Genomic DNA, 23054 nt, shown 5'->3' with positions numbered 1-23054 from the left:
GGGACCCGCCATGCCCCGCACCAGCGCGGAACCCACGCCGGCCCGCAACGAACCAGCCCGGAACCCACGTCAGCCCGCAACGAACCAGCGCAGCACGCCCCTCCCAGGAGATGCACATGAGCGTACGACGACCCTCCCGACGCGATTTCGTCCGCACCTCGGCGGCAGGCACCGCCGTCGTGCTGGGAGCGACCCCGCTGCTCAGTACCCCCGCCTCCGCCGAGGCACGGCCGGTGTGCTCGCCGAGCGCCCCCGGCGGCCCCGTGCAGATCACACCCGACTGCGACGACCCGACGTACAACCGGCCCGTCATCGACACCGAGGAGGACCTGACCACCCCCGTCCGGCACCGAAAGGTGTCCGGCCACTTCGAGGGCACGTCCAAGAAGTTCACCATCTACCTGCCGCCCAAGAAGCAGTGGCAGGGGCGGTTCTTCCACAAGGTGTACCCGACCCAGGACGAGCAGGCCCCCGACGACGTCGTCGCCTTCGGCGCGGCCAGCGGCGGGTACGTCGTCCAGACCAACGGAGGCATCGGTTACCGCGTCGAGGCGGCGGCGGCCAAGTTCTCCAGGACGGTCGCGGCGAAGTACTACCGTTCCAGCCGGCGGATCTACGGATACCTCTACGGCGGCAGCGGCGGTTCCTACCAGACCATCGGCGCCATCGAGAACACTGTGGGCGTGTGGGACGGAGCGGTGCCGTTCATCCCCGGCAGCCCGGTGTCCATCCCGAACAGTTTCACCGTGCGCGCCCTGGCCAGGCTGGTGCTGCGGGAGAAGGCCGCCCGCATCGCTGACGCGGTCGCCCCCGGCGGCTCGGGCGATCCCTACGCCGGTCTCAACAGCGTCGAGCGCGCGATGCTGCGCGAGGTGTCGCGCATGGGTGTTCCGCTCCGGACGTGGGAGGACTACTCCTACGTACTCAAACTGCCGGTGGACCCTGACAACCTGCTGGGGTTCGTGGCCGTCGTGCGCAACATCGATCCCACGTACGCGGACGACTTCTGGTCGAAGCCGGGCTATCTGGGCACCGAGCAGTCACCTCTCGGCGACCTGGTCCGTGCCGCGCGGATCGATCACACGGCCACCATCACCGAGGTGCGCCGCGACGTGGACGACGTGCCGACAGCTCTGCTCCTCGACAGCGTGCCGGCCACAGCGATCAGGACACCCCTCGACTTCACGGTCCGCGGTGCGCACGGCACGACGAACGTCGGCGCGCTGAAGGGTTCGCTGGACGTCGCCGCCAAGGTGTTCACCCTCGCGGACGGAAACAGCGCGGACGTCCTCGACGCCCTCGCTGCCGGTGGGAGGCTCCAGTCCGACAACCGCTGGTTCCTCGCCTTCCACGCCTACCACCGGCATCAGGTTCCGACCCGGCCCGGATTCCACACCTTCGACCAGTACCGAGGACCGGACGGACAGCCCCTGTACCCGCAGCGGGCGATCCAGATCGGCCCACTCATATCCGTCGGCACCAGCGACGGCGGTACGCACACCGGCAAGGTGAACGGCAAGGTCATCGTGGTCGCCAACCTGCTCGACTGCGATGCCTGCCCCGTGCCCGGCGACTGGTACGGCGCCCAGGTGAAGCAGGCCATGGGCGAACGCTTCGACGACACCTACCGGCTCTGGTACAACGACAACGCCGACCATCTGGAAGGCTCCGCCACCGGGGCCCGTGCGACCCGACTGGTCGACTGGACCGGCATCCTGGAGCACGCGCTGCGTGATGTGAGCGCCTGGGTGGAACAGGGCAAGGCACCGGCGCGGACGACCTCGTACCGCATGAGCGACAGCCAGATCGCCGTGCCGGCGCGGGCCCGCGCCCGGCTGGGTGTCCAGCCCGTCGTCGACCTCACGGTCCGTGGCCGGGACCGCATCGAGGTCGCCGCCGGACGGCAGGTCGTCTTCCGGGCCAGGATCGAGGCGCCCCCGAAGGCCGGACGCATCGTGTCCACCGAGTGGGACTTCACCGGATCCGGAAACTTCACCGCACGCCCCTGCGGCCCCGCGCGGGAAACCGTGGAGGTCCAGGCCGCCTTCACCTACGACAAGCCCGGCACGTACTTCGTGGCACTGCGCGCGACCGCTCAACGCGAGGGTGACACGCACACGCCGTTCGCCCGGGTGCGCAACCTGGGCCGGGTACGGGTCGTCGTGCGCTGACCCGAGTGCTCACGGGGGGCTCCCCGCAGCCGCCGCACACACCTCGACAAGGAACAGAGTGAACCCATCACGTCAGCCCCACCAAGACGCAGCGGGGACTCGGCCGTGTCCGTAGCCACCTACCGGGAGTTCCTGCGCACTCCCTCGGTGTCCTGGCTGTTCCTCACCTCGATCGTGGGGCGCTTCAACCAGGGCACGACCAGCCTCGCCCTGCTGATGCTCACCATCGACCGGTCGAGCTACGCGGTGTACAGCGCGGTGTCGGCGGTCGGCATGATCGGAGCCCTCGTCTCCGGACCACTGCTGAGCAGACTGGCCGAGGGGCGCGGCCGTCGCCGGGTCCTCGCCGCCACCGCCGTACTGCACACCGTGGCCATGGGGACACTGATCCTGGTGCCCCCGGAGCCGGTCCTGCTGATCGGCCTGTCCCTGTGCCTGGGGCTGTGCACGCCTCCGCTGACCTCGACGGTGCGGGCGACAGTGCCGATGCTGGTCCGTCCGGAACAGGGACGCACCTTCTTCGCACTGGAGGCGACCGCGCAGGAGGTCGTCTTCGTCGTGGGGCCGGTGATCACGTCGACCCTCGCCGCGTTCGGCGGACCCCACCTCGCGCTCGCCGCGTGCGGCACGCTCGTCCTCGTCGGCACGCTCGCCTACGCGGCGGGCCGCGACGCGGAGGCCGGTCGGGTGGCTGTGGCGCCCGTCCGCGGCGGGGCCGTGCTGCGGGTACGGGGCCTGTCTCGTCTCTTCACGGCGGGAGCGCTGCTCACCTGCGCGCTGGCCGCCCAGGTCCTCGGCGTGGTCGCCCTGGTGAGCGGCTCCGAGGTGTCGACCGATGCGGGATTCGTGCTCGCGGTGGGCAGCCTCGGGTCTCTCGTGGGAGGACTGGTCCACGGTGCGCGCAGGCGTCAGAAGGCGAGGCTGCGGCGCCCGTTGCTGTACGTGGCGGCGGGACTGGGGCTGCTGGCGCTCACCCCGGGCCAGACCGCGGTGACCGTCCTGCTCTTCTTCTGGGGCATGACCGTCGCGCCCGCGCTGTCCAGTCTCTTCGAACGGTTGTCCGCGACGGCGCCGACGGGCTCCGCCGCCGAGGCGTTCGGATGGATGGGCAGCGTGCTCGCCATCGGCAACGTGGCAGGGACGACTCTCGCGGGGCTGCTCGTCACGGGCTGGGGTGCGCGCGCCCCGCTGGCCGTGGCATGTGTTCTCGCGCTGCTGGCGGCGCTGGTGTGCGAGCCCTGGCGCAGATCCGGACGGCGGGGCGCCGCCGCGTCCGACGGGACGACCGACCAGGTCACGGGTCAGCCCGCGCGGCCGCCGGTCCCCCCGGACGATCCCGCGACCTTCGCCCCCTCGACAAGGCAGGACCAGCCATGACCTCACCGAACCCGCACCCGGCCGCACCGCTGCCGAACCCGCTGATCCCCGGCTTCAACCCGGACCCCAGCTGTGTCCTCGTCGACGGCGCCTGGTACCTGGTCACCTCGTCGTTCGAGTACCTGCCGGCGCTGCCGCTCTACCGCAGCACCGACTTCGTCACCTGGGAACACATCGGCAACGTGGCGACCCGTGAGGAGCAGGTGGGAGTCGCGAACGTGCCGGACTCCGGGGGAGTGTGGGCCCCGACCATCCGCCACCACGACGGCCTCTTCCACGTGATCGTCACGGTGGCCACCAGTCCCCGAGGCTGCGTCGTGTTCACCGCCGTCGACCCGGCCGGGCCCTGGAGCGACGGCACCACCCTCGACGGAATCATCGGTATCGATCCCGACCTGGCCTGGGACGAGACCGGTGCCGCCTACGTCACCTACAGCGGCCTGCACCTGGACGGGACGACGGTCGTCGAGCACCGGGGCATCCTCCAGGCCAGGGTCGACCTCGCCGAGGGGCGGGCGCTGGAGGAACCCAGGGAGCTGTGGTCCGGAACGGGGCTGGTCGCGCCCGAGGCTCCGCACCTGTTCCGGCGCGGCGACCACTGGTACTTGATGATCGCGGAAGGCGGCACCGGGTACGGCCACGCGGTGAGCGTCGCCCGGGGCCCGAGCATCGAGGGGCCGTTCGAAGGAGCCCCGGGCAACCCGGTGTTGTGCGCCTCGGGCACCGACCGGTCCGTCCAGTGCACCGGCCATGCCGACCTGGTCCGCGGCCCGCACGGCGAGGACGTCCTGGTCCTGCTCGGCACGCGTATGGCCGGCAAGGCCTCGCCCCTGGGACGGGAGACGTTCGTCACGGGCGTGGAATGGGCCGACGACTGGCCGTGCCCGGCGCCCGTGGAGGTGAGCCCGCGCCCGGAACCACTGGACGAGTACTTCGAGTTCACCGACCCGGTCGCCCTGGCCGACCCCGGCTGGCTGGCGGTGGGCCGCACCCCCGCCGACGTCGCGTCCCTCGACGCAGGACCCGGTCACCTGACCGTGAGCGCGGGCTCCGGCGGCCTGGACACCTTCCGGCCCGACTTCGTCGGCCGCCGGCAGCGCCATCTGAACAGTGTGTTCGCGACCCGTGTCGACCCGGCGGACGGCAGGGGCGGGCTCGGTCTGCGCTTCGACGAGCGGAACACGGTCACACTGGTCGCCGAACGGGCACCGTCAGGCAACGGCCTCCTGATCACCGCACGTGGCAACCTGCCCTCTCTGACCCAGACCTGGACCACCGTGGTACCGGGCGAAGAGGCGCTCCTGCGGCTCGAAACCCGTGTCCCCGAACCGCACCAGGTGCCCTGGCTCCCGCCGGGCGACACCATCAAACTCGTCGTCGAGGACGAGTCCGGCACCGAGACAACACTCGCCGAACTGGACGGGCGCTTCTGGTCCGTCGAGCTGGCGTCCCCCTTCACCGGCCGCGTGACCGGCGTGTTCGCCGAGCACGGCACCGTCCACTTCGCCGACTTCCGCTACCGCGGAGAGGGCTCGTCATGACCTCGCCCCCGCGCCGCGTCCTGTTCGGCGCGGCCTACTACCACGAGTACCAGCCGTACGACCGTCTCGAGGACGACCTCGATCTGATGGCCGAGGCGCACTTCACCGTCATCCGGGTCGGCGAGTCCGTCTGGTCCACCTGGGAACCGGAGAACGGCCGCTTCGACCTCGACTGGCTTCAGCCCGTCCGGGAAGCTTGAACGTGTTGGTCAAGGCTTCCTGCACCAAGCGGTAGACGGTCAGTTGTGCGGTGGCGGGTATGTGGGTGTGGCCACCCTGGACCTCGACGCGGGTCGGCAGCCCGGCGGCACGCATCTGGTCGGCGAGAGCTGCCAGTTGCGCGATGCCGGGCAGCGGGTGGCGCTCCGCGTCCGGTTCGTCGGTCCGCAGGATGCCCAGCGAGCGCCGCATGCCGGTCAGGGTCTGCCGGCCCGTCTCGGAGATCTGGATCATCACGGTGGCGACCGGGACAAGGACGACCTGCTGGCGGCCGACTGGACGGCCGTGCGGGCCGCTGACCTCAGCTTCGTCCTCACCCAACTGAACCGTCCGGCTCGAGGTGAGATCGCCGGCCCGCTGACCGGACGCCTGGACACCAGCCGGGTCGCGGTGACCGGCCACTCCATGGGGGGTGCCGCCGCCTTGCAGGCGGCCGGCAGGACAGCCGGTTCGACGCCGTCATCGACCTGGACGTTACCCTCACGGCCCCACCTCGCCCTCCCTCCGCCAGCCGACGCTCGCGGTCACTCAGGCCATCACCCCCGGAACCGACCCGCACTACCTCCCCGCCTCACCAAGGTCCTCAAGCTCAGCACTGCGACGGGCTACCGGCTCACCATGCCCGGCGCCGCGCACCTCACCTTCATGGACGGCCCCCTGTACCTGCCGCCCGCACCCTCGATAGTTGGCTCCCTGGGCCGCACCGAGAGCCCGCGCGTCGTCGCCGCGACCGCGCTCGCCTTCCTTGACACCACCCTGCGGCACACACCCGGCGACCTGGCCGACGTTCTGTCGACCTACGGCGAACTCCGCGTCTACCGCCCGGGCAACACCCGCTGATCAGCTGCGCCACGGCTGCCGAGCGTTGCGGGCTCGACCGCTCGACCGCTCGACCGCTCGACCGGCCACCTGCGCACCCGTCACTCGGACGAACGCGTCTCCCACGGCCACCTGGAGTCCCTGCCGGCTTCGATGAGAGGGATCAGCCGGAACGCGGCGTCGCTCAGGCCGCCGAAGGTGTGGTGGTGCGGGCCGGACGGCGCGTGAGCCGGGGCGTAGCCGGCCAGGTTCCAGGTGTAGACGGGGATGTGCAGAGGGATCGCCCGCAGCGGGTTGGACCACTGACTGGGCCCGGTCTGTTCGTCGGTGACCATGACCACCCGGTCGTGGCGGTCGTAGTGCCGCCTGAGCGCGAGGGCCGTATTGGTGCCGCCGAGGTCATGGAAGCGATCCAGGACGCGCAGTACGGGCTCACCCGGGGCGAGTTCGACGCGACGGCTGTCCGACCCGAACTCCACCAGGTCGGCCCGCGCGGCCCGCTGCGCCAACGCCGTACCGAAGATGGCCGCTGAATCCGCCCGGTTGAGCTGGGTGTGCTCGCTGGGCCGGTCGAACATCGAGCCCGACCGGTCCACGAGGATGAGCGTGCGGCCGGGCAGTTCGGGGACGTTGGCCAGGGAGTGTCCGAGGGCTGTCTCCAGAGCCTCCTCCCAGCGGCGCGAGGGCGCGTTGCGATGGGCGGCGAGGTAGCGGAACGGGAACTGCCGCGAGCGGCGCACCTCCTCCGGGCAGGAGATCCGCGCGGCGACCTCGGCGGCGACCCGGTCGCTCACGCCGGCCTGGTCGAGATTGCGCAGATTGCGTACGAGGGCCATCGCTCCCATCGAGGGGATCAGCGCCTCCCACACCGCCGCGTCGAGCGGCCCCTGCAGCCAGCCCGCCACCGACTCCCAGGTCATCCCTGCCGCGTTCAGCCGCTCATCGCCGCCCGGTGCGGTGACCAGAGAACGCCGTTCCTCGACCGGTACGGCCATCAGCTCCCGGTGTGCGGCGAGCAGAGTCGCGCCGGACGGGGGAAGAGCGCGGTCGGGGTGGTGGCGGCGGTCGATCGCGTACTTGAACAGGTCACCCTGCCAGGGACGTCGGGGGTCGGGGGAGGGGTGGGTGAGTTCGATGACGTCGCCGAAACGGTAGGGGCGTGAGGCGGTGTCGTACTTGAGGAGCGCGCGCCCGGTGTACAGACGCCGTGCGGCGTCGGCGATTCCACGCTTGAGCGGCTGCGGGATCCTGCGCCCGTGCCGAGACGTCCAGTACGCCAGCAACTCACCGGGCTCGTCGGCCCGTTGGAGGACGGCGGACACGGCCTGCCGTGAGAAGCCGACGGCGCCCGCCTCCAGCCTGGCCCGCACGAACTCGGCGGCGCCCACGAGGGAGGCGGTGCGCATGTGGGCTTCGGTGCGCAGCCAGCCCAGCAGGCCGAGGGTCCACTCCGGATCGCTGACCGCGAGCTTGCGTACCAGTTGCTCGTAGCGCTCGTCACGGGCGGCGGCGTCCTCGTAGAAGGTGTGATGGCCGACCATGTTGGCGACGGACAGCAGGAAGAGTTCCATCTTGGGCGTGCGCGCGTAGGCGGCGCCACCCTGGTGCGTACGGTTGTGGAGTCGGTGCGCGGACGGGGGCCGCACGCCCGGTGCGGTGACGGACGGCGGGAGCAGCCACCGGCCGTGGGTGGAGAGCGACGAGGTCGCTCCGCCAGCGGTCAGTCCCGGTATCTCCGCCTGGATCTCGCTCCTGGCTTCGGACTTGGCTCGCTGACGGTTGAAATGGGGCATGCAGAAGGTCCCTTGGGAGACGTTCCTGGAAGAAGGAGAGACGCCTTCCGAGATCAGTAGTGGCACCGGGGTGGTGTTGCGTTTTCAGAAAGGAAGTAACCGGGGCACAGCGCATCGGAAGGCGTCGGACACGCACGCTATTCGATACGACGAGCGGCCGCACGCCATTTATTGCCCGTCCTCCGCCGGCCAGGCCGCCTGGAGTGCTCCTTTGGTCGTGAGCGGGAGTTTGAGCGGATCACCCGGCTCGGGGTCCGGGGCAGTCACCGGTCTCGGTGACCAGTTGCGCTTCGGCCGCCATGACGGTGCCGGCGCCGGCGGGCGCGGGCTCCACCTCGCTGGTGTCGAGTGCGAAAGAGGCAGTACCGCACCCTCAAGCCCCCTGGCCCAGCACCGTTCGGCCGGTCAGGTCTCGCCGCTGCTCCGTCCGGCGACGGCGATCGGGGTACGGAGTCGGGGAGCCGCGCTCCGACGGGCGTTCAGGGCGCCGGCTCCTCCTTGCTGAATCCCTGTGAACGGCAGGTGCTCGCGAGACGCCGAGCGGCGATGTCGCCGCAAGAACGCGGGGCGCGTTGCGCACGTCAGTCCGTTGTGGCGCTCAGTACGGCTTCGAGCTCGGCAGCGGCGCCCGTACCGCCGTCTTCGAGGAGGACCCTGTTCAGCAGGGAGGGCAGTCGGCGGGCGGGCAGGTCCAGGAAGGGCTCCAGTCGCCGGGCCACTTGCGCCGAGTCGCTGCCCAGACCGTGCCGGGCCAGGGCACCGGCCGTGCGCCCCCAGAGCAGGGGGTCGTCCATCATGTCCCGCACCGTGACCACCTCGGACCGTGTCGGCGCCGGGCACGGATCGTCGATGGTCCAGGTGTGCGTGCCGTGGGCAACGGCCACCGGCGGCTGCTCGGAGCCGGGCAGGTGGACGGTGGCCCGCGCTCCTGCGGGCACGACCACTTCGAGGTGGAAGCGGCCGGCCTCGCGCCGCCAGCACACTGACGCTTCGCCGTACGGGGTGGCATGCACGGCCATGGCGTGGGTGAGCGACCGGTGCGGGAGGGGACGCACGAGGATTGCGCGGTAGCCGGGTGCGGCGGGGGCCAGCCCGGCCACGGCGCGGTGCATCCAGTCGGCGACGGCTCCGAGCGCGTAGTGGTTGAAGGAGGTCATCTGGCCGGGATTGACCGAGCCGTCCGGCAGCATGCTGTCCCAGCGTTCCCAGACGGTGGTGGCGCCCATCGTCACGGGATAGAGCCATGAGGGGCAGCCCTTCTCCTGCAGCAGCCGATGGGCGAGGTCCGGGTACCCGGCGGTGGTGAGAGCGTCAGTCATCAGCGGGGTGCCGACGAATCCGGTGGCGATCCTGAAGCCGTTCGTGCGGACGAGGTCCGCGAGCCTGTGCCCGGCCGTCGCGCGATGTCGCGGAGTAGGCAGCAGGCCCCATTGCAGGGCCATGGCGTACGCGGTCGGTGAGTCGCCCAGGATCCGGCCTGCCGGGGTGATGAATGTGCGGGTGAACGCCTCTCGGGTCCGCTGGGCGAGCGCGGAGTACTGGGCGGTCTCTTCGGTGTGGCCCAGTACCTCCGCGGTGCGGGCGACGATGTCGGCGCAGCGGGCCAGGCACGCGGTGGCGACGACGTCCGTAGGGGTGCGGGCGGCGAACGGGTTGTCGGGCGGCGCGGTGGGGTCGAGCCAGTCGCCGAACTGGAAGCCGCCCGCCCACACGCCGTCCGTGGTGAGGGAGGCGATCTTGTCGACCCATGCGCGGGCGCTTGCGAACTGCCGCTGAAGAACGCCGCGGTCGGCGTACCGCTCGTACAGCACCCAGGGCACCACCGCCGCCGCGTCGCCCCAGGCCGCCGCGGTCGGTGCCGCGTCGTCCAGGATGTCGGGGATCACCCAGGGCACCGCGCCGTCGGGGTGCTGCTCGGCGGCGAGGTCGGCGAGCCAGGAGGACAGGAAGCCGGCTGTGTCGAAGAGGAAGGCTGCTGTGGGGGAGAAGACCTGGATGTCGCCGGTCCAGCCGAGCCGCTCGTCGCGCTGCGGGCAGTCGCTCGGTACGTCCAGGAAGTTGCCCCGAGTGCCACGGACGACGTTCTCGTGGAGCTGCTCCAGGTCCGGGTCCGAGCAGGAGAACCAGCCCGTGCGGCGTAGGTCGCTGGCCACGACCACGGCCTGCAGGTTTTCCGCCTCCAGGTCGGTCACGCCGGTGACCTCGGCGTAGCGGAAGCCGTGGAAGGTCAGCGAGGGTTCGAGGACGGTCTCCGCGCTGTCGGCCAGCAGATAGGTGTCGGTGGCGTCGGCGGTGCGCAGCGGTCTGGTGCACAGTTCCTCGTGCTCCAGGACCTCCGCGTGCCGGATGGTGACCTCCGTGCCGGCCGTGGTGTCGCGCAGGCGCAGCCGGACCCAGCCGACGACGTTCTGCCCGAAGTCGACGAGGGTACGGCCGGACGGCGACTGCCAGACCTTCAGGGCCGGCAGTACCTCGACGGCGCGGACGGCCGGGCCCTCCGGGGCGACCAGCCGTGCGAGGTCCGCTTCCTCGTCGGACAGCACGTCCACCGGGCCGTCGGCTGCGCCCGGGAGGAAGCGCAGGTCGGTGTGCTGTCCTTTGTAGAGGTCGTCGGCGAGGACGCCGGTGTCCCGGGCTCGCCACTGCTCGTCGGTGCCGAAGACCTCCACGGAGCCGTCGGCGTAGCGGACTTCGAGCTGCGCGAGCAGGGCCAGCCGGTCGCCGTACAGGGCGCGGGCGCCCCACCAGCCGAGGTGGCCGCGGTACCAGCCGTTGCCCAGTACGACCGAGAGTGTGTTCTCGCCTTCTCCGAGCAGTGCGGTGACGTCGTGGGTCTGGTAGCGCAGCCGGTGGCGGTAGCCGGTCCAGCCAGGGGCGAGGACCTCGTCGCCGATCCGAGCACCGTTCAGGGAGGCGGTGTAGACACCGTGAGCCGTGGCGTACAGACGAGCCGAGATCACGTCCGCACGCAGCACGACCGTCCGTACGAGCTCCGGAGCGGGCGCGTCGAGGGAGCCTTGGCAGCGGGGTGTGATGAAGCGGGCGTTCCAGTCGTCGGGGCGCAGCAGTCCTGTCTCCACGACGGCGGGTGAACTCCAGTCGCTCCAGCGCGTTCCGGACAACACCCGGATCCGGATCCTTGCCCGGGTGCGTGAAGGCAGAGGGGCGAACGGCCAGGGCACGAGGACTTGGTCGGCGGACTCGACCCGTACCGTCGCGGCGCCGTTCAGCTCCACCTCGTACGCCGTCTGCCGCCAGGCGGGATCGTCGGTGCGGACCTGCCAGGACAGGCGGGGTTCCGGGGTACCCACGCCGATGGCGTCCTCGCGGTGCTCGAAGCGAACCGATGCCACTGCGGTGCCTGGTTCGGGACGCTCAACGGTCATGCCGACTCCCTGCCATTTTGTGGAACGTGCCACGATTGAAACGACTCAACCGTGAGGTTCTCGTACCCGGATAGTCAAGAGCTGCGCATGGAATTTGGTGGATCCGCCAGCATCGGGCCGGGCCGGGCCGGGTCGGGGCCTGGGCGGGCCCGGCCCGGCCGGCGTGCGGGTGGTTCAGGCGCGCGGCGCCGCGGTGCTGCCGCGCGACACCAGATGAGGTGCCGAGGCCATGACGACGGCGCGGTCGCGCCGGTTCTCGATCCGCTCCAGCAGCAGCCGGGCCGCGGTCTCGCCCATCATGGCGCCCGCCTGGTCGACGCTGGTCAGGCTCACGGGCGCGAGGGAGGCCACGGAGGTGTTGTTGTATCCGGCGAGCGAGAGGTCGCCGGGGATGCGCAGGCCGAGCTCGGCGGCGGCCCGGAAGACGCCTGTCGCGGCGACGTCCGCGCCGGCGAAGATCGCGGTGGGGGGACGCTCCGAGGTGAGGAGTTCCATGGCGCCGCGGTAGCCGCCCTCCTCCGAGTAGCCCGAATGCACCATTCGGGCCAGGTCCGCCAGGCCGTGCCGGGCCATCGCCTCGCCGTAGGCGGCCCGGATGTGGTGTTCGGGCCGTTGCCGCCACTGGCTGCCGCGCACCGTCGGATGGGACAGGTGGGCGATGTCCCGGTGTCCGAGAGCCACCAGGTGGTCGATGACCTGGTCGACGCCCGCTCCGTCCTGGTTGACCACGTTGTCGTACGCCGGGGAAGGATCGTGATGGCCGATCACCACCGTCGGCACATCGGCCGCGATCTGCAGCACCTCGCTGCGCCGGACGGCGGGCGCGATCAGGACGAGACCGTCCATCTGTCGATCCACCATGGCGTGGATCAGTTTGGTCTGGTCCTCTATCTCGGCGGACCCGCTGGAGCCCAGGAACAGCGCGTATTCGGTGTTCCGCAGCACGGCGTGCATGCCGTCCAGGAGATCGGAGTAGAAGGCGTTGCGGGTGCTCGCGAGGAGAACGCCGAGTGTGTACGTGCGGCTGCCCCGCATGCCGCGGGCGGCGGCGTGCGGGCGGTAGCCCAGCTCGGCCATGGCCGACCGCACCCGCTCGCGCATCGCCGGACTCACGCCATAGGCGTTCGTCAGCACCTTCGACACCGCCGACGTGGACACGCCCGCGCTGCGCGCCACGTCGGCGATGGTGACCCTTTTCGAGCCGCCTGCTGGTCGCACTGGAGCCTTTCTGCTGTCCCGCAACGCTCTCCCCCTTCGGCAGTTTCCGGAACGTTACTCGCGGATGACTTGACGGCTCCGGTGTGTTCGCTTCAACCTTTGGGGCATCCCTTCGTGGCACGTTACACGAAATGGAGCGCACAACCCTCTGCGGGCGGCTTGGGTACTGCCGAGTCGCCTCAGGGGGCCGGAAGGGTCGATCGCGTCCAGGGGCTCAGAAGGGCGCTGTCCGATAGGTATCGACCAGCTTCTCTCATCCGGGAGCCGCCCGGAAGGAGGGTCTCCCATTCGGCTCGCCCCTGCCTCGGCGTCTCGGGCGGGCTCGCACCTGGCATGACCTGGTGCGGAGGTCTTGCGTTACCCGGAGGGCCGCCTCCACGGCGACTGCGGGCCCCGCGGGTGTGCGGATGGAGGCGGTGAAGGGCCTGCTCGTCCGGTGCTCGCACTCGCCACGGCGTCCACGGGGCGTGGTGTCACTACCACTGGTCGTGGCGTGCAACTTGATTGAAACGATTCATACCCTCGAGCGAAGGACATACCCATGAGGTCGACCATCCCCGGCAGGAGAAAGGCGATCGTCGCCGCGGCCGCCGTTCTGCCGCTCCTGCTCAGCGCGTGCAGCGCCGGCTCTCTCGGCTCCTCCAGCGGGGACGGCGCTGCGACGACGATCAAGCTGCTCGTCGACAACGCGCCCGACAACCTCAACGCCGCCAAGCAGCTGGCGAAGGATTTCGAGGCGAAGAACCCGAAGATCGAGGTCAGCGTGGAGACGCGCCCGGGCGGAGCCGACGGCGACAACCTCATCAAGACGCGACTCCAGACGAGCAGCATGGCCGACGTCTTCACGTACAACACCGGTTCGCTGTTCCAGCAGATCGACCCGGCGAAGAACCTCACGCCGATCACCCAGGACCCGTATGCCGAGAAGCTCGACAAGTCCTTCCTCCCGCAGGTCACCGTCGGCGAGGAGACCTATGGCGTGCCCTTCGGCTCCGCCCTGGGCGGCGGTGTTCTCTACAACAAGAAGGTCTACGACAAACTCGGACTGACGGTCCCGACGACCTGGGCACAGTTCATCGCCAACAGCAAGAAGATCAAGGCCGCAGGCATCGCTCCGGTCATCCAGACCTATCAGGACACCTGGACGTCCCAGCTCCTCGTCCTGGGCGACTTCCACAACGTCTCGGCCGCCGAGCCGGACTTCGCCGAGAAGTACACGGCCAACAAGGCGAAGTTCGCCACCGACGCGAACGCGGTCAAGGGCTTCGAACATCTGGAGCAGATCCACGAGCTGAAGCTGCAGAACTCCGACTACGCGTCGGCCACCCTCACCAAGGGACTGCAGATGCTGGCCACCGGCAAGGGGGCCCAGTACCCGATGCTCTCGACCGTCGTCGGCGCGATCAAGGCGAGCAACCCGGACCAGCTCGACGACGTCGGTTTCTTCGCCCTCCCCGGGGACGACGCCTCCACCAACGGTCTGACGGCGTGGTCCCCGAACGCCTTCTACGTCCCGAAGACCACCACCGGGGACAAGCTCACCGCGGTCAAGAAGTTCCTGGCCTTCGCCGCGAGCCCCGCAGGCTGCACCTCCCAGGCGACCGCGGCGATGCCGACCGGCCCGTACCTGGTCGAGGGCTGCACCCTGCCGGCGGACGTTCCCACGGTCACCAAGGACGTCGCCGCGTACTTCACGAAGGACGCCCAGAGCCCGGCTCTTGAATTCCTCTCGCCGGTCAAGGGCCCGAGCCTGGAGCAGTTCTGCGTCCAGGTCGGCTCCGGCATCACCAGCGCGAAGACCGGCGCGGCCCAGTACGACAGGGACGTCGAGAAGCAGGCTCAGCAGCTCGGGCTGTCGGGCTGGTAGGAACGAGAACCCGTGCCTCCCCGCCCTCGGCAGGGGCCGGGGAGGACTTGAGAGAGGTCGACCGATGACCACAGTTGTACCGACCAGGCCACCCACGGCCAAGCGGCCGACAGCGGCAGCGAGGACGGGTCGGTCCACGAAGACGCGCAGCGCCTATCCCCACTGGTTCTACGTGCCGGCGGCGGTGATCTACGGCGCGTTGTTCCTGGTCCCGACCTTCGCGTCGTTCTACTTCAGCCTGACCCGGTGGACCATCTTCAAGTCGACCTTCATCGGGCTGGACAACTTCACCGCGTTCTTCCAGGAACCCGCCCTGGTGAAGGGCTTCGTCAACACCTTCGTCTACGCGGTCGTCACCTCCGGCCTCAAGGTGATCCTCGGCCTCCTGCTGGGCATCCTGCTGACCAGCCAGATCCGTGCCCGCGGTTATCTGCGCTCGGTGGTGTTCTTCCCGGTCCTGGTGAGCACCGTGGGCGTGGGCATCACCTTCACCGCCTTCATGGACCCCTCCACCGGTGCCATCAACAGGGCGTTGGCGACTGTCGGCATCGACGGCCCTGGATGGCTGACCGACCCCTCGCTCGCGCTATTCTCGGTGGCCCTCGTCGACGTCTGGAAGGGCGTGGGACTGGCCACCGTCATCTACATCGCCGGAATCGTCTCCATCCCGAACGACTACTACGAGGCGGCGAAGATCGACGGCGCGGGCCCATGGCAGCTGTTCCGCAACGTCATTCTGCCGCTGAGCTGGCCGGCGACGTCGACGGTGATCATCCTGTCGCTCATCGGTGGCCTGCGGTCCTTCGACCTCATCTGGGCCATGACCCGCGGCGGCCCCGGCTTCAGCTCCGACGTGGTCGCCTCCGTCATCTACAAGCAGTATCAGGCCGGGTTCTACGGCCTGTCGACGGCCGGAAACGTCATCCTCTTCCTGGTCGTGACGGCGATCATCGTCCCCTTGTCCCGCTTCCTGGCCCGCAAGGAGGTCGAGCGATGAAGAACCCCGCCCGCACCTGGCTCGCCGTCCTGCCGGTCGCCGTCAGCCTCGTCGTCTTCGTCGTCCCGTTCGCTTTCATCCTGCTCACGGCGGTGAAGGACCCCCAGCAGGCCGCGCAGCTCGACTTCTCCTGGCCGCGCAGCTTCCAACTCGTGGACAACCTCGTCCAGGTGGTGCAGGCGCGGGACTACATCCTCATCATCGCGTTCGTCAACAGCGTGATCCTCACGGTCGCCAGCGTGGCGGCGATGGTCGTCCTCGGGGCGATGGTCGCCTTCGTCCTCCAGCGGAGAGTCACCCGATGGACCGGACTCATCAACTTCCTGGTCCTGTCCGGGCTCATCATCCCGCCGGCAGTGGTGCCGACCATCTGGGTCCTGCAGAAAGCCGGCCTGTTCGGCACACTCCCCGGGCTGATCCTCGTGGAGATCGCTTTCGGACTGTCCTTCTCCATCCTGCTGTTCCGTGCCTTCATCGCCACCATCCCACGCGAACTCGACGAGGCCGCCATCATCGACGGGGCCTCACCGCTGCGGCTGTTCTTCCAGGTCATCTTCCCGGTGCTGCGTTCCGTCGTCGTGACCGTGATCGTCGTGCAGTCGGTGGCCGTGTTCAACGACTTCACCAACCCGCTGTACTTCCTGCCCGGCGAACAGAACGCCACCGTCCAGCTGACACTGTTCAACTTCCAGAGCCAGTACAGCACCAGCTACAACCTGCTCTTCATGGACATCCTCCTGATCACGATCCCGCCGCTGATCATGTTCCTGTTCTTCAACCGGCAGATCGTGGCAGGCATGACCGCCGGAGCGGTCAAGGGATAGTCCGGACCGCCGACGGCCTTGCAGCGGCTCACGTCAGGCCGAGGCGGACCAGGCTCCCGCTCCCCACACGCCCCCTGCGCCGACGCGATCCAGCGGATCGCCGGCCCGGGCCTGTGGCCGGGGCCCCACATCTCCCCCCCAGCGACACGAAGGAGTCTCGCATGAACCTCCACACCACACCGGGGCCACGACCCGGCATAGGCACAAGACGCGGCCGTTCCGCGCTCGCCACGGTCCTCGTCGCCTTCCTGACCCTTCTCGGCCTGGTCACCGCCTCCCCGGCCCAGGCGCTCAGCGGTGACATCCGCATGCATGACCCGAGCGTCATCAAGGTGGGCAGCTGCTACTACGGCTTCTCCACCGGGTTCGAGAACGACTCGCTCAACCCCAGCGGATCCATCACCATCCGCAAGACGTGCGGCGGCACCGCGGCCTCCGGTTGGGCGAAGGCGGGGAACGTCTGGGAGTCGACCCCGTCCTGGGTCACCGAGAAGCTCGGCTCGACCCCGCCGAACATCTGGGCCCCGGACATCAAGTACTTCAACGGCAAGTACCACCTGTACTACGCGGGGTCCCGCTGGGGCACGAACTACGCCGTGATGGGACTCGCCACCGCCACGAACATCGAGGGCCCCTGGACCGACCAGGGCATGGTGACGGATGTCAACTACCCGATCGACCCCAACGTCGACTGGGGACCGGACGGCCGGCTGTACATCTCCTGGGGCTCGTGGACCGGCTCAGGCACCTACATGCACGTCCTGGACCAGTCCACCGGGAAGCTCTCCACCACCGACCACAACCTCTGGCGCATCGCCATCAACATCGAGAACCCGACGATCATCCTCAACGGCGGCTACTACTACCTCTTCGGCTCCAAGGGCCTGTGCTGCAGCGGGACCAACAGCACCTACTACACCGTGGTCGGCCGCTCCACCAGCATCACGGGACCGTATCTCGACCAGAACGGCACCGACATGGCCTCCGACGGCGGCACCACCGTCCTCACCGGCGCCTACCCCCGGGTGGCCGCGGGCGGCGCGGACGCCTACGACGACGGCACGTCCAAGTTCCTCGCCTACCACTACTACGACGGCAACAACTCCGGGCGCGAGACCCTCGACATCCGGCAAGTCACCTTCCAGAACGGCTGGCCGGTCATCGCCGCCCCGCTGGAGGCCCCGAACAACCACCTGCTGAACCGCAACAGCGCCAAGTGCGCGGACGTATGGAGTCTGAGCACAGCGGACGGGGCAGCGGTGAACTCCGGCAACTGCAACGCCGGGGCCAACCAGCAGTGGGTGCCCGCCGCCGTCGGCTCCAACTACCGGCTGGTCAACGTCAACAGCGGCAAGTGCCTGCAGATCTCCGGTGCCTCCACCGCTGACGGCGCGGTTGCCGTGCAGTCCACGTGCACCGGGGCCTCGCACCAGCTGTGGACCCGAAACGCGGTGATCGGCGGCTACGTCACCTTCACCAACGTCAACAGCGGCAAGTGCCTCCAGGTGGCCGGGGCGTCCACTGCCAACGGCGTGGCCCTGGACCAGGCGACCTGCGCCTCCGGTGCGAACCAGCAGTGGATGGTTGTCTGAGACACGTCGCCAGCCCTCGACGACTTCACGCCGCACAGGTCGGCAGCGGCACCGGCCCCCGGCGACGTGATGTCGCCGGGGGCCGGATCGTGGTAGCGGGGGCGGGATTTGAACCACGCGACCTCTGGGTTATGAGCCCAGCGAGCTACCGAGCTGCTCCACCCCGCGTCGGTCTGACCAGCGTACGGGATACCGGCGGACCAGGCAGGCAATTTTCGCGCTGTGGTGCGGTGCAAGGGCCCAAGTCACCTGTCAGCTGGTGCGGGAGGGCCCTTTCTGTGGCACGGTGCGGTGGATCGGGCCCGTGCCCTGGGACAAGGGCAGCCCCGAGCCCCCGCCGATGTGGGCGATGATCTCCGCGGTGATGGACACCGCCGTCTCCTCGGGGGTACGGGCACCGAGGTCCAGGCCGATCGGGGAGGACAGCCGGGCCAACCGCCCTTCGCTCACGCCGTCCTCCCGCAGCAGGCGCAGGCGTTCGTCGTGGGTACGTCTGGATCCCATGGCGCCGACGTAGCCGACGGGCAGGTCCAGCGCCAGACGCAGCAGGGGTACGTCGAACTTCGCGTCGTGAGTGAGGACGCACACGGCGCTGCGCGCGTCCACCTCGGTGCGTTCCAGGTAGCGGTGGGGCCAGTCGGCCACGACCTCGTCCGCGTACGGAAAGCGTGCCGCGGTGGCGAAGACGGGCCGGGCGTCGCACACCGTGACCCGGTAGCCCAAGAAGGCCCCGGCCTGACTGAGAGCGGCGGCGAAGTCCACGGCGCCGAAGACCAGCATGCGGGGGCGGGACGCATGGACGTGCACGAGTACGGACAGCGGCTCTGGGCAGCTCTGTCCGGTACCACCGAGCGCGACGCGGGCGGTGCGCCCCGCGCGCAGCAGGGCAAGGGCCTCGTCCACCACCACCGTGTCCATCGCGCCGTTGTCCAGCGTCCCGGAGACGACCTGGCCGTCCCCGAGAACGCTGAGTGTCGCTCCGAGAAGGCGGGCCGGCCCGTCCACGACCTGGGCCACCGCAACGGGCAGGCCCCGCACCACCTCGTCGAGGGCCGCCGCGAGATGCGGCTGCGCCCCAGGATCGACGGCCTGGACGAGGACATCGAGTTCGCCGCCGCACGTCAGGCCCACCACGAAGGCGTCGTCGTCCGAATACCCGAACCGGGCACGGTGAGGGGTGCCCCCCTCGCGAAGCACCTGCCGGCACATGTCATAGACCGCGCCCTCGACGCAGCCGCCGGAGATGCTGCCGACCGCGGTGCCGTCCGCGTCCACCGCCACGGCCGTGCCGACGGGCAAGGGCGCGCTGCCCCGGACGTCGACGACGGTGGCCAGGGCGAAAGGACGTGCGTCGCGGCACCAAAGCAGCAGTGTTCGCGCGATGTTCAGCATGGAGCCTGTCTCCGTGGAGGTGAGGGAGCGGTATGTCTCACCAAGGGGGCGTGACTGGCGGCGTTGGCGGCTTCGGCTCCGATTCGGGCTCGTCCTTGCTCCACGCCTTGGTGACGCCGTCGAAGGCGTCGCTGAGGAAGCGCACCAGACTTCGGAACCACCTCACCCCTCAACCTCCGCTTCCGGTGCGCGCGTTGGCGAGGGCGACGACCCCGAGTCCGGACGGGAGTCCCGCTCGGCCATCGTGAGGACCACCCGGTCCGCGTCCAGGGGCAGCTGGTACGGCTGTACGCCCAGCAGGTCACGGAGAGCCGAGCCGATGGCTGCCGCCGGGAGGATCACCGGCGGCTCGCCCAGCCCCTTGGCCCCGAACGGTCCCGTGCGCGAGGGGTTGTTCTCGATGAACACGGTCTCGATGTTCGGCGGTACGTCGGCGATGGTCGGAAGCCGATAGTCGTGGAAGTTGCCGTTGACGATGACTCCCAGGTCGTTCGTCCTCAGGTTCTCCGTCAGGGCGTAGCCGATGCCCTGGACGACGCCTCCCTCGACCTGTCCGCGTGCGCCGACGGGGTTGACGACCCTGCCGACATCGTGGACGGCGATGAAGTTGAGGACGTCGACGCGTCCGGTCTCCTCGTCCAGGGCGATCTCCACGCCGTGGCAGTGGAAGGTGGGCTCGCCCAGCCGGAGGAAGCGGGCGCCCAGCAGGTCGGAGCCTTCGACGGGGGCGAGCTCTGCTCGGTATCGACCGGTCGCGACCACCGGACCGGAGCGCAGATGAGCGGATGCGGACACTTCGGCGATGGTCATGCCGGTCCCCGGGGCGCCCTTGACCTCGACGCGCCCTTCGCGAAGCACCAGGTCGGCCGGGTCGACCTCTAGCAGTCGTGCCGCTTCCTTCCTGATCTGCTCGGCGACGGCGCGCGCGGCGAGGACCGTGGCGTTGCCGGTGGCGAACATGGTGCGGCTGCCCCGGGAGCCTGAGTCGTAGGGGGATTCCCGGGTGCTGCCGGACTTCAGGACGACACAGTCGGGCCGCAGTCCGAGTTCTTCGGCGACCATGCTCGGCAGGGCGGTCGAGATGGCGCCGGTCCCGATCTCGGTGCCGCCCGAGGAGAGCGTCGCTGTGCCGTCCTCGTGCAGTTCGACGGTCGCGGCCGACGGTGTGCCGAGGGTGGACCACCATGCGCAGGCGAGCCCGTAGCCGCGTCGGCGGTGGTCGCCCGGGGCGACGTCGGCCTGTCGCCATCGCTGGAGACGGCTCTCGACGACCCGCATGCACTCGTCGGTCGTCCCGCGGAGGGTGATGAGCTCGCCTGTGGGGCCGCGGTCGCCTTCGCCGATGAAGTTGCGTCGCCGGATCTCTGCGGGGTCCAGCCCGAGCCGCTGGGCGATGTCCTCGATCTGGGCCTCGGCGGCGTAGACCATCTGCGGGCCCGACGGGCCGCGGAACGAGCCGGTGGGGCAGGTGTGGGTGTAGACCGCACGCCCTCGGATGTCGAGGGTGTCGATGCGGTAGGGGCCGGTCGCGTAGAACGCGGCCATCGAGGTCAGGATCGGGGTGTCCATCGCGTACGCGCCGGCGTCGAGCACGACGTCGCACCTACGGGCCAGGATGCGCCCCGTCTCGTCGACCGCGCTGGACATCCGCACGATCGAGTTCTCGCGCGGGTTACCGGTCGCCATGTCCTCCGCACGGGAGCAGACGATCTGGACGGGACGACCGGTGGCCAGCGTCATCGCGGCTGCCTGGGGAGCGAACAGCAGGTGCAGCTTCCCGCCGAAGCCACCGCCGACGGCGGGCACCCGCACCTCGATCGCGCCGGTGGGGAGGTCGAACAGCTCGGCGAGCTGGGCCCGTACCCCGAACGGCTGTTGCGTGCTCATGATCAGCGAGAACCCGCCGGGTGCGGGTGCGGCGGTCACGGCTCGTGGTTCCAGGTAGGCCTGGTGTGCGCGGTGCGACTCGACCTCGGTGTGCACCACGGCGTGTGCCGCGTCGAAGACGGCGTCGACGTCACCTCGCGAGATGTGGACGTCCTCGATGACGTTCGTGTCCCGGTCGTGCACCAGCACCTCGGAGCTCGTCAGTGCCTCGCGGAGGTCGACGACGGGTGTGGTCGCCTCGATGTCGACCTCGACCAGGCCTGCCGCGCGACGGGCGATGGCCAGGGACGTGGCCGCGACCATCGCGACGGGTTCGCCGACGAACCTGACCCGGTCACGGGCGAAGATCGGCTGGTCCTTGACGTAGTTCCCGTAGCGGCGGTCGGTCACGTCCTCGGCGGTCAGCACCTTGACGACGCCGTCGAGTGCCCTGGCCCGGTCGACGTCGACGCCGCGGAGCCGGCCGGCCGCGACGGGCGACTGCACGAGGACGCCGTGGAGCATCCCAGGGAGGCGGATGTCCTCGGTGTAGGCGGTGTGGCCGGTGACGCGCTCGGCCGCGTCGCGGCGGACGAGCTGGGCGCCGATGTTCAGGTGGGGACCGTACTCTTCTGTGCTCATCGCGGTGCCCCGCTCGCTCGTCGGACGGCCTCGATGATCGGCAGGTAGCCGGTGCAGCGGCACAGATTGCCGGCGAGCGCCTCCTTGATGTCCTCGTCGGTGGCCGCTCCTGGTTCGGTCCTGGCGAGCAGCGCACAGGTCGACATGATGATCCCGGGGCTGCAGAAGCCGCACTGGACGGCGTCTGCTTTCACGAACTCCTCGGCGACGACCGCGCCGATCCCGCTCGCGGTGACGCCTTCGGCCGTCTCCACCGAGTGCCCCTCGCATTCCAGCATGTACACGAGGCAGCTGTTGACGGCTTCGCCGTCCACGGTGACGGTGCACGCGCCGCAGTCGCCGGTGCCGCACCCGAGCTTCGCGCCGGTGAGACCGCACTCGTAGCGGAGGGCGTCCAGGAGCAGCGTGTCGGGCGCGACCTCGATGTCATGGTCCGAGCCGTTGACCCGCAGGGTCATGCGTGTGGTCATCGTCGGTGTCCTTCTCGCGCACGCTCGAACGCGATGCCGATCGCGCGTTTGGCGAGCACTGGTAGCACGGTGCGCCGGTGGGCACGTGAGCCTCGGCCGTCGTCGATGGGGGTGGCGGTGTTGAGCACCAGTTGGGCGGCGGCCTCGATGGAGGACGCGTCCAGCCGTGTCCCGACGAGCGCGTCGGCGGCGTCGGGAGCGGGCACAGGGGTGGCCGCGGCGGCGCCGAGCGCAACGCGGGCGGCGACGCAGCGTCCGTTCTCGATCTCCAGATGGGCTGCCACGCCGACGACGGCCAGGTCCATCGCGAGACGGTAGGTGAACCGCAGATACGCGGAGGCACCGGGGGACGCGGGAACGATGATCCGTGTGAGCAGCTCGTCGGGTGCGCGGACCGTCCGGCCCGGCCCGGTGAAGAAGTCGTGGCCTGGCACCAGTCGTGTCCCGGTGGCGGAGGCCAGCTCCAGCTGAGCGTCTGCCGCCAGAACCCCGGGGAGGGTGTCGCCCGCCGGTGAGGCCCGGCAGATGTTGCCCCCGATCGTTCCCCGTGCGCGGGTCTGCCAGCCGCCGACAAGGGCCGCTCCGTCAGTGATCGCGTTGGGCGGGACGACGGTCGTCCGGGCCAGCTCCCGCAAGGAGGTTGCGGCGCCGATGGTGAGCGTGCCGTCCGCGCCGAGACTGATTCCCCGCAGTTCGGGGACGCCCTTGATGTCGACGATGTCGTGTGCGCGGTCGACCATGCCCTCGGCACGCATCACGACGAGGTCGGTGCCGCCGGCGAGCACTGACGCCGGACGGCGGTCCAGGAGGGTCAGCAGTTCGGAAAGGTTGTCGGGCCGCCTGTAGCTGCCGACGTCGGGCTCGGACATCCCCATCCTCG

The 23054-nt window shown here is 69.9% G+C and carries 14 protein-coding genes, 1 tRNA gene and 2 pseudogenes; 9 read left to right on the top strand and 8 right to left on the bottom strand.

Annotated features, from left to right (window positions below; genetic code table 11):
* Positions 1–116: 116 nt before the first annotated feature.
* The 5 genes and pseudogenes from HW837_RS40290 to HW837_RS40270 form a co-directional block, all read left to right on the top strand.
* Positions 117–2171: a PKD domain-containing protein gene (locus HW837_RS40290; protein WP_093790828.1), complete on the top strand. Its 2055-nt coding sequence runs from the start codon at positions 117–119 to the stop codon at positions 2169–2171.
* A gap of 105 nt (positions 2172–2276) precedes the next feature.
* A complete protein-coding gene (locus HW837_RS40285) occupies positions 2277–3548 on the top strand; it encodes an MFS transporter (protein ID WP_093790827.1) in 1272 nt (423 codons plus the stop codon).
* The gene (locus HW837_RS40280; RefSeq protein ID WP_093790826.1) at positions 3545–5089 is read left to right on the top strand and encodes a glycoside hydrolase family 43 protein; all 1545 of its coding nucleotides are present in this window, start codon (positions 3545–3547) and stop codon (positions 5087–5089) included. The genes HW837_RS40285 and HW837_RS40280 overlap by 4 nt, the downstream gene beginning before the upstream one ends.
* Positions 5086–5277, top strand: a pseudogene (locus HW837_RS40275) (beta-galactosidase); the annotation flags it as partial. The gene HW837_RS40280 and the pseudogene HW837_RS40275, both read left to right, overlap by 4 nt.
* Positions 5278–5548: 271 nt before the next feature.
* A pseudogene (locus HW837_RS40270) lies at positions 5549–6148 on the top strand (alpha/beta hydrolase); the annotation flags it as partial.
* Positions 6149–6228: 80 nt separating this feature from the next.
* Here the strand turns inward: HW837_RS40270 and HW837_RS40265 are convergent.
* The 3 genes from HW837_RS40265 to HW837_RS40255 all read right to left on the bottom strand — a co-directional run bounded on the left by HW837_RS40265 (position 6229) and on the right by HW837_RS40255 (position 12482).
* Positions 6229–7920, bottom strand: coding sequence for a TROVE domain-containing protein (locus HW837_RS40265; protein WP_052682900.1), 1692 nt, complete (start codon positions 7918–7920; stop codon positions 6229–6231).
* 581 nt (positions 7921–8501) lie between these two features.
* Complete coding sequence (locus HW837_RS40260) at positions 8502–11306, bottom strand: family 78 glycoside hydrolase catalytic domain (protein ID WP_193381708.1); 2805 nt, start codon at positions 11304–11306, stop codon at positions 8502–8504.
* A gap of 174 nt (positions 11307–11480) precedes the next feature.
* Positions 11481–12482 carry a LacI family DNA-binding transcriptional regulator gene (locus HW837_RS40255; protein ID WP_313895645.1) on the bottom strand — a complete coding sequence of 334 codons (1002 nt, stop codon included), beginning with the start codon at positions 12480–12482 and terminating at the stop codon, positions 11481–11483.
* A gap of 583 nt (positions 12483–13065) precedes the next feature.
* Here HW837_RS40255 and HW837_RS40250 point away from each other — a divergent pair.
* The 4 genes from HW837_RS40250 (at position 13066) to HW837_RS40235 (ending at position 17804) form a co-directional block, all read left to right on the top strand.
* Positions 13066–14391: an ABC transporter substrate-binding protein gene (locus HW837_RS40250; RefSeq protein WP_045558367.1), complete on the top strand. Its 1326-nt coding sequence runs from the start codon at positions 13066–13068 to the stop codon at positions 14389–14391.
* A gap of 64 nt (positions 14392–14455) precedes the next feature.
* The gene (locus tag HW837_RS40245; RefSeq protein ID WP_045558366.1) at positions 14456–15388 is read left to right on the top strand and encodes a carbohydrate ABC transporter permease; all 933 of its coding nucleotides are present in this window, start codon (positions 14456–14458) and stop codon (positions 15386–15388) included.
* Complete coding sequence (locus HW837_RS40240; protein WP_045558365.1) at positions 15385–16212, top strand: carbohydrate ABC transporter permease; 828 nt, start codon at positions 15385–15387, stop codon at positions 16210–16212. Before HW837_RS40245 ends, HW837_RS40240 begins: the two co-directional genes overlap by 4 nt.
* A 161-nt stretch (positions 16213–16373) precedes the next feature.
* Positions 16374–17804 (top strand): family 43 glycosylhydrolase, encoded by a 1431-nt coding sequence (locus HW837_RS40235; RefSeq protein WP_193381710.1) that lies wholly within the window; start codon positions 16374–16376, stop codon positions 17802–17804.
* A 90-nt stretch (positions 17805–17894) separates the two neighbouring features.
* Here HW837_RS40235 and HW837_RS40230 read toward each other — a convergent pair.
* From HW837_RS40230 to HW837_RS40210, 5 genes are all read right to left on the bottom strand, one after another.
* Positions 17895–17972, bottom strand: a tRNA-Met gene (locus tag HW837_RS40230).
* Positions 17973–18056: 84 nt separating this feature from the next.
* Entirely contained in the window at positions 18057–19196 is a 1140-nt protein-coding gene (locus HW837_RS40225) for an XdhC family protein (RefSeq protein ID WP_093790822.1), read from the bottom strand.
* Positions 19197–19358: 162 nt separating this feature from the next.
* Entirely contained in the window at positions 19359–21704 is a 2346-nt protein-coding gene (locus HW837_RS40220) for a xanthine dehydrogenase family protein molybdopterin-binding subunit (protein ID WP_193381711.1), read from the bottom strand.
* The gene (locus HW837_RS40215; protein WP_045558362.1) at positions 21701–22174 is read right to left on the bottom strand and encodes a (2Fe-2S)-binding protein; all 474 of its coding nucleotides are present in this window, start codon (positions 22172–22174) and stop codon (positions 21701–21703) included. Before HW837_RS40215 ends, HW837_RS40220 begins: the two co-directional genes overlap by 4 nt.
* Complete coding sequence (locus HW837_RS40210; protein ID WP_177262002.1) at positions 22171–23043, bottom strand: FAD binding domain-containing protein; 873 nt, start codon at positions 23041–23043, stop codon at positions 22171–22173. The genes HW837_RS40215 and HW837_RS40210 overlap by 4 nt, the downstream gene beginning before the upstream one ends.
* Positions 23044–23054 lie beyond the last annotated feature (11 nt).

The sequence above is a fragment of the Streptomyces caniscabiei genome (assembly GCF_014930365.1).
In the GTDB taxonomy this organism is placed as follows: domain Bacteria; phylum Actinomycetota; class Actinomycetes; order Streptomycetales; family Streptomycetaceae; genus Streptomyces; species Streptomyces caniscabiei.
This window is presented reverse-complemented; position numbering and strand designations above follow the sequence as displayed.

Coding starts and splice junctions, on each gene's coding strand:
- HW837_RS40290 (WP_093790828.1), top strand. CDS start 117: ATGAGCGTACGACGACCCTCCCGACGCGATTTCGTCCGCACCTCGGCG.
- HW837_RS40280 (WP_093790826.1), top strand. CDS start 3,545: ATGACCTCACCGAACCCGCACCCGGCCGCACCGCTGCCGAACCCGCTG.
- HW837_RS40265 (WP_052682900.1), bottom strand. CDS start 7,920: ATGCCCCATTTCAACCGTCAGCGAGCCAAGTCCGAAGCCAGGAGCGAG.
- HW837_RS40260 (WP_193381708.1), bottom strand. CDS start 11,306: ATGACCGTTGAGCGTCCCGAACCAGGCACCGCAGTGGCATCGGTTCGC.
- HW837_RS40250 (WP_045558367.1), top strand. CDS start 13,066: ATGAGGTCGACCATCCCCGGCAGGAGAAAGGCGATCGTCGCCGCGGCC.
- HW837_RS40245 (WP_045558366.1), top strand. CDS start 14,456: ATGACCACAGTTGTACCGACCAGGCCACCCACGGCCAAGCGGCCGACA.
- HW837_RS40240 (WP_045558365.1), top strand. CDS start 15,385: ATGAAGAACCCCGCCCGCACCTGGCTCGCCGTCCTGCCGGTCGCCGTC.
- HW837_RS40235 (WP_193381710.1), top strand. CDS start 16,374: ATGAACCTCCACACCACACCGGGGCCACGACCCGGCATAGGCACAAGA.
- HW837_RS40225 (WP_093790822.1), bottom strand. CDS start 19,196: ATGCTGAACATCGCGCGAACACTGCTGCTTTGGTGCCGCGACGCACGT.
- HW837_RS40220 (WP_193381711.1), bottom strand. CDS start 21,704: ATGAGCACAGAAGAGTACGGTCCCCACCTGAACATCGGCGCCCAGCTC.
- HW837_RS40215 (WP_045558362.1), bottom strand. CDS start 22,174: ATGACCACACGCATGACCCTGCGGGTCAACGGCTCGGACCATGACATC.
- HW837_RS40210 (WP_177262002.1), bottom strand. CDS start 23,043: ATGTCCGAGCCCGACGTCGGCAGCTACAGGCGGCCCGACAACCTTTCC.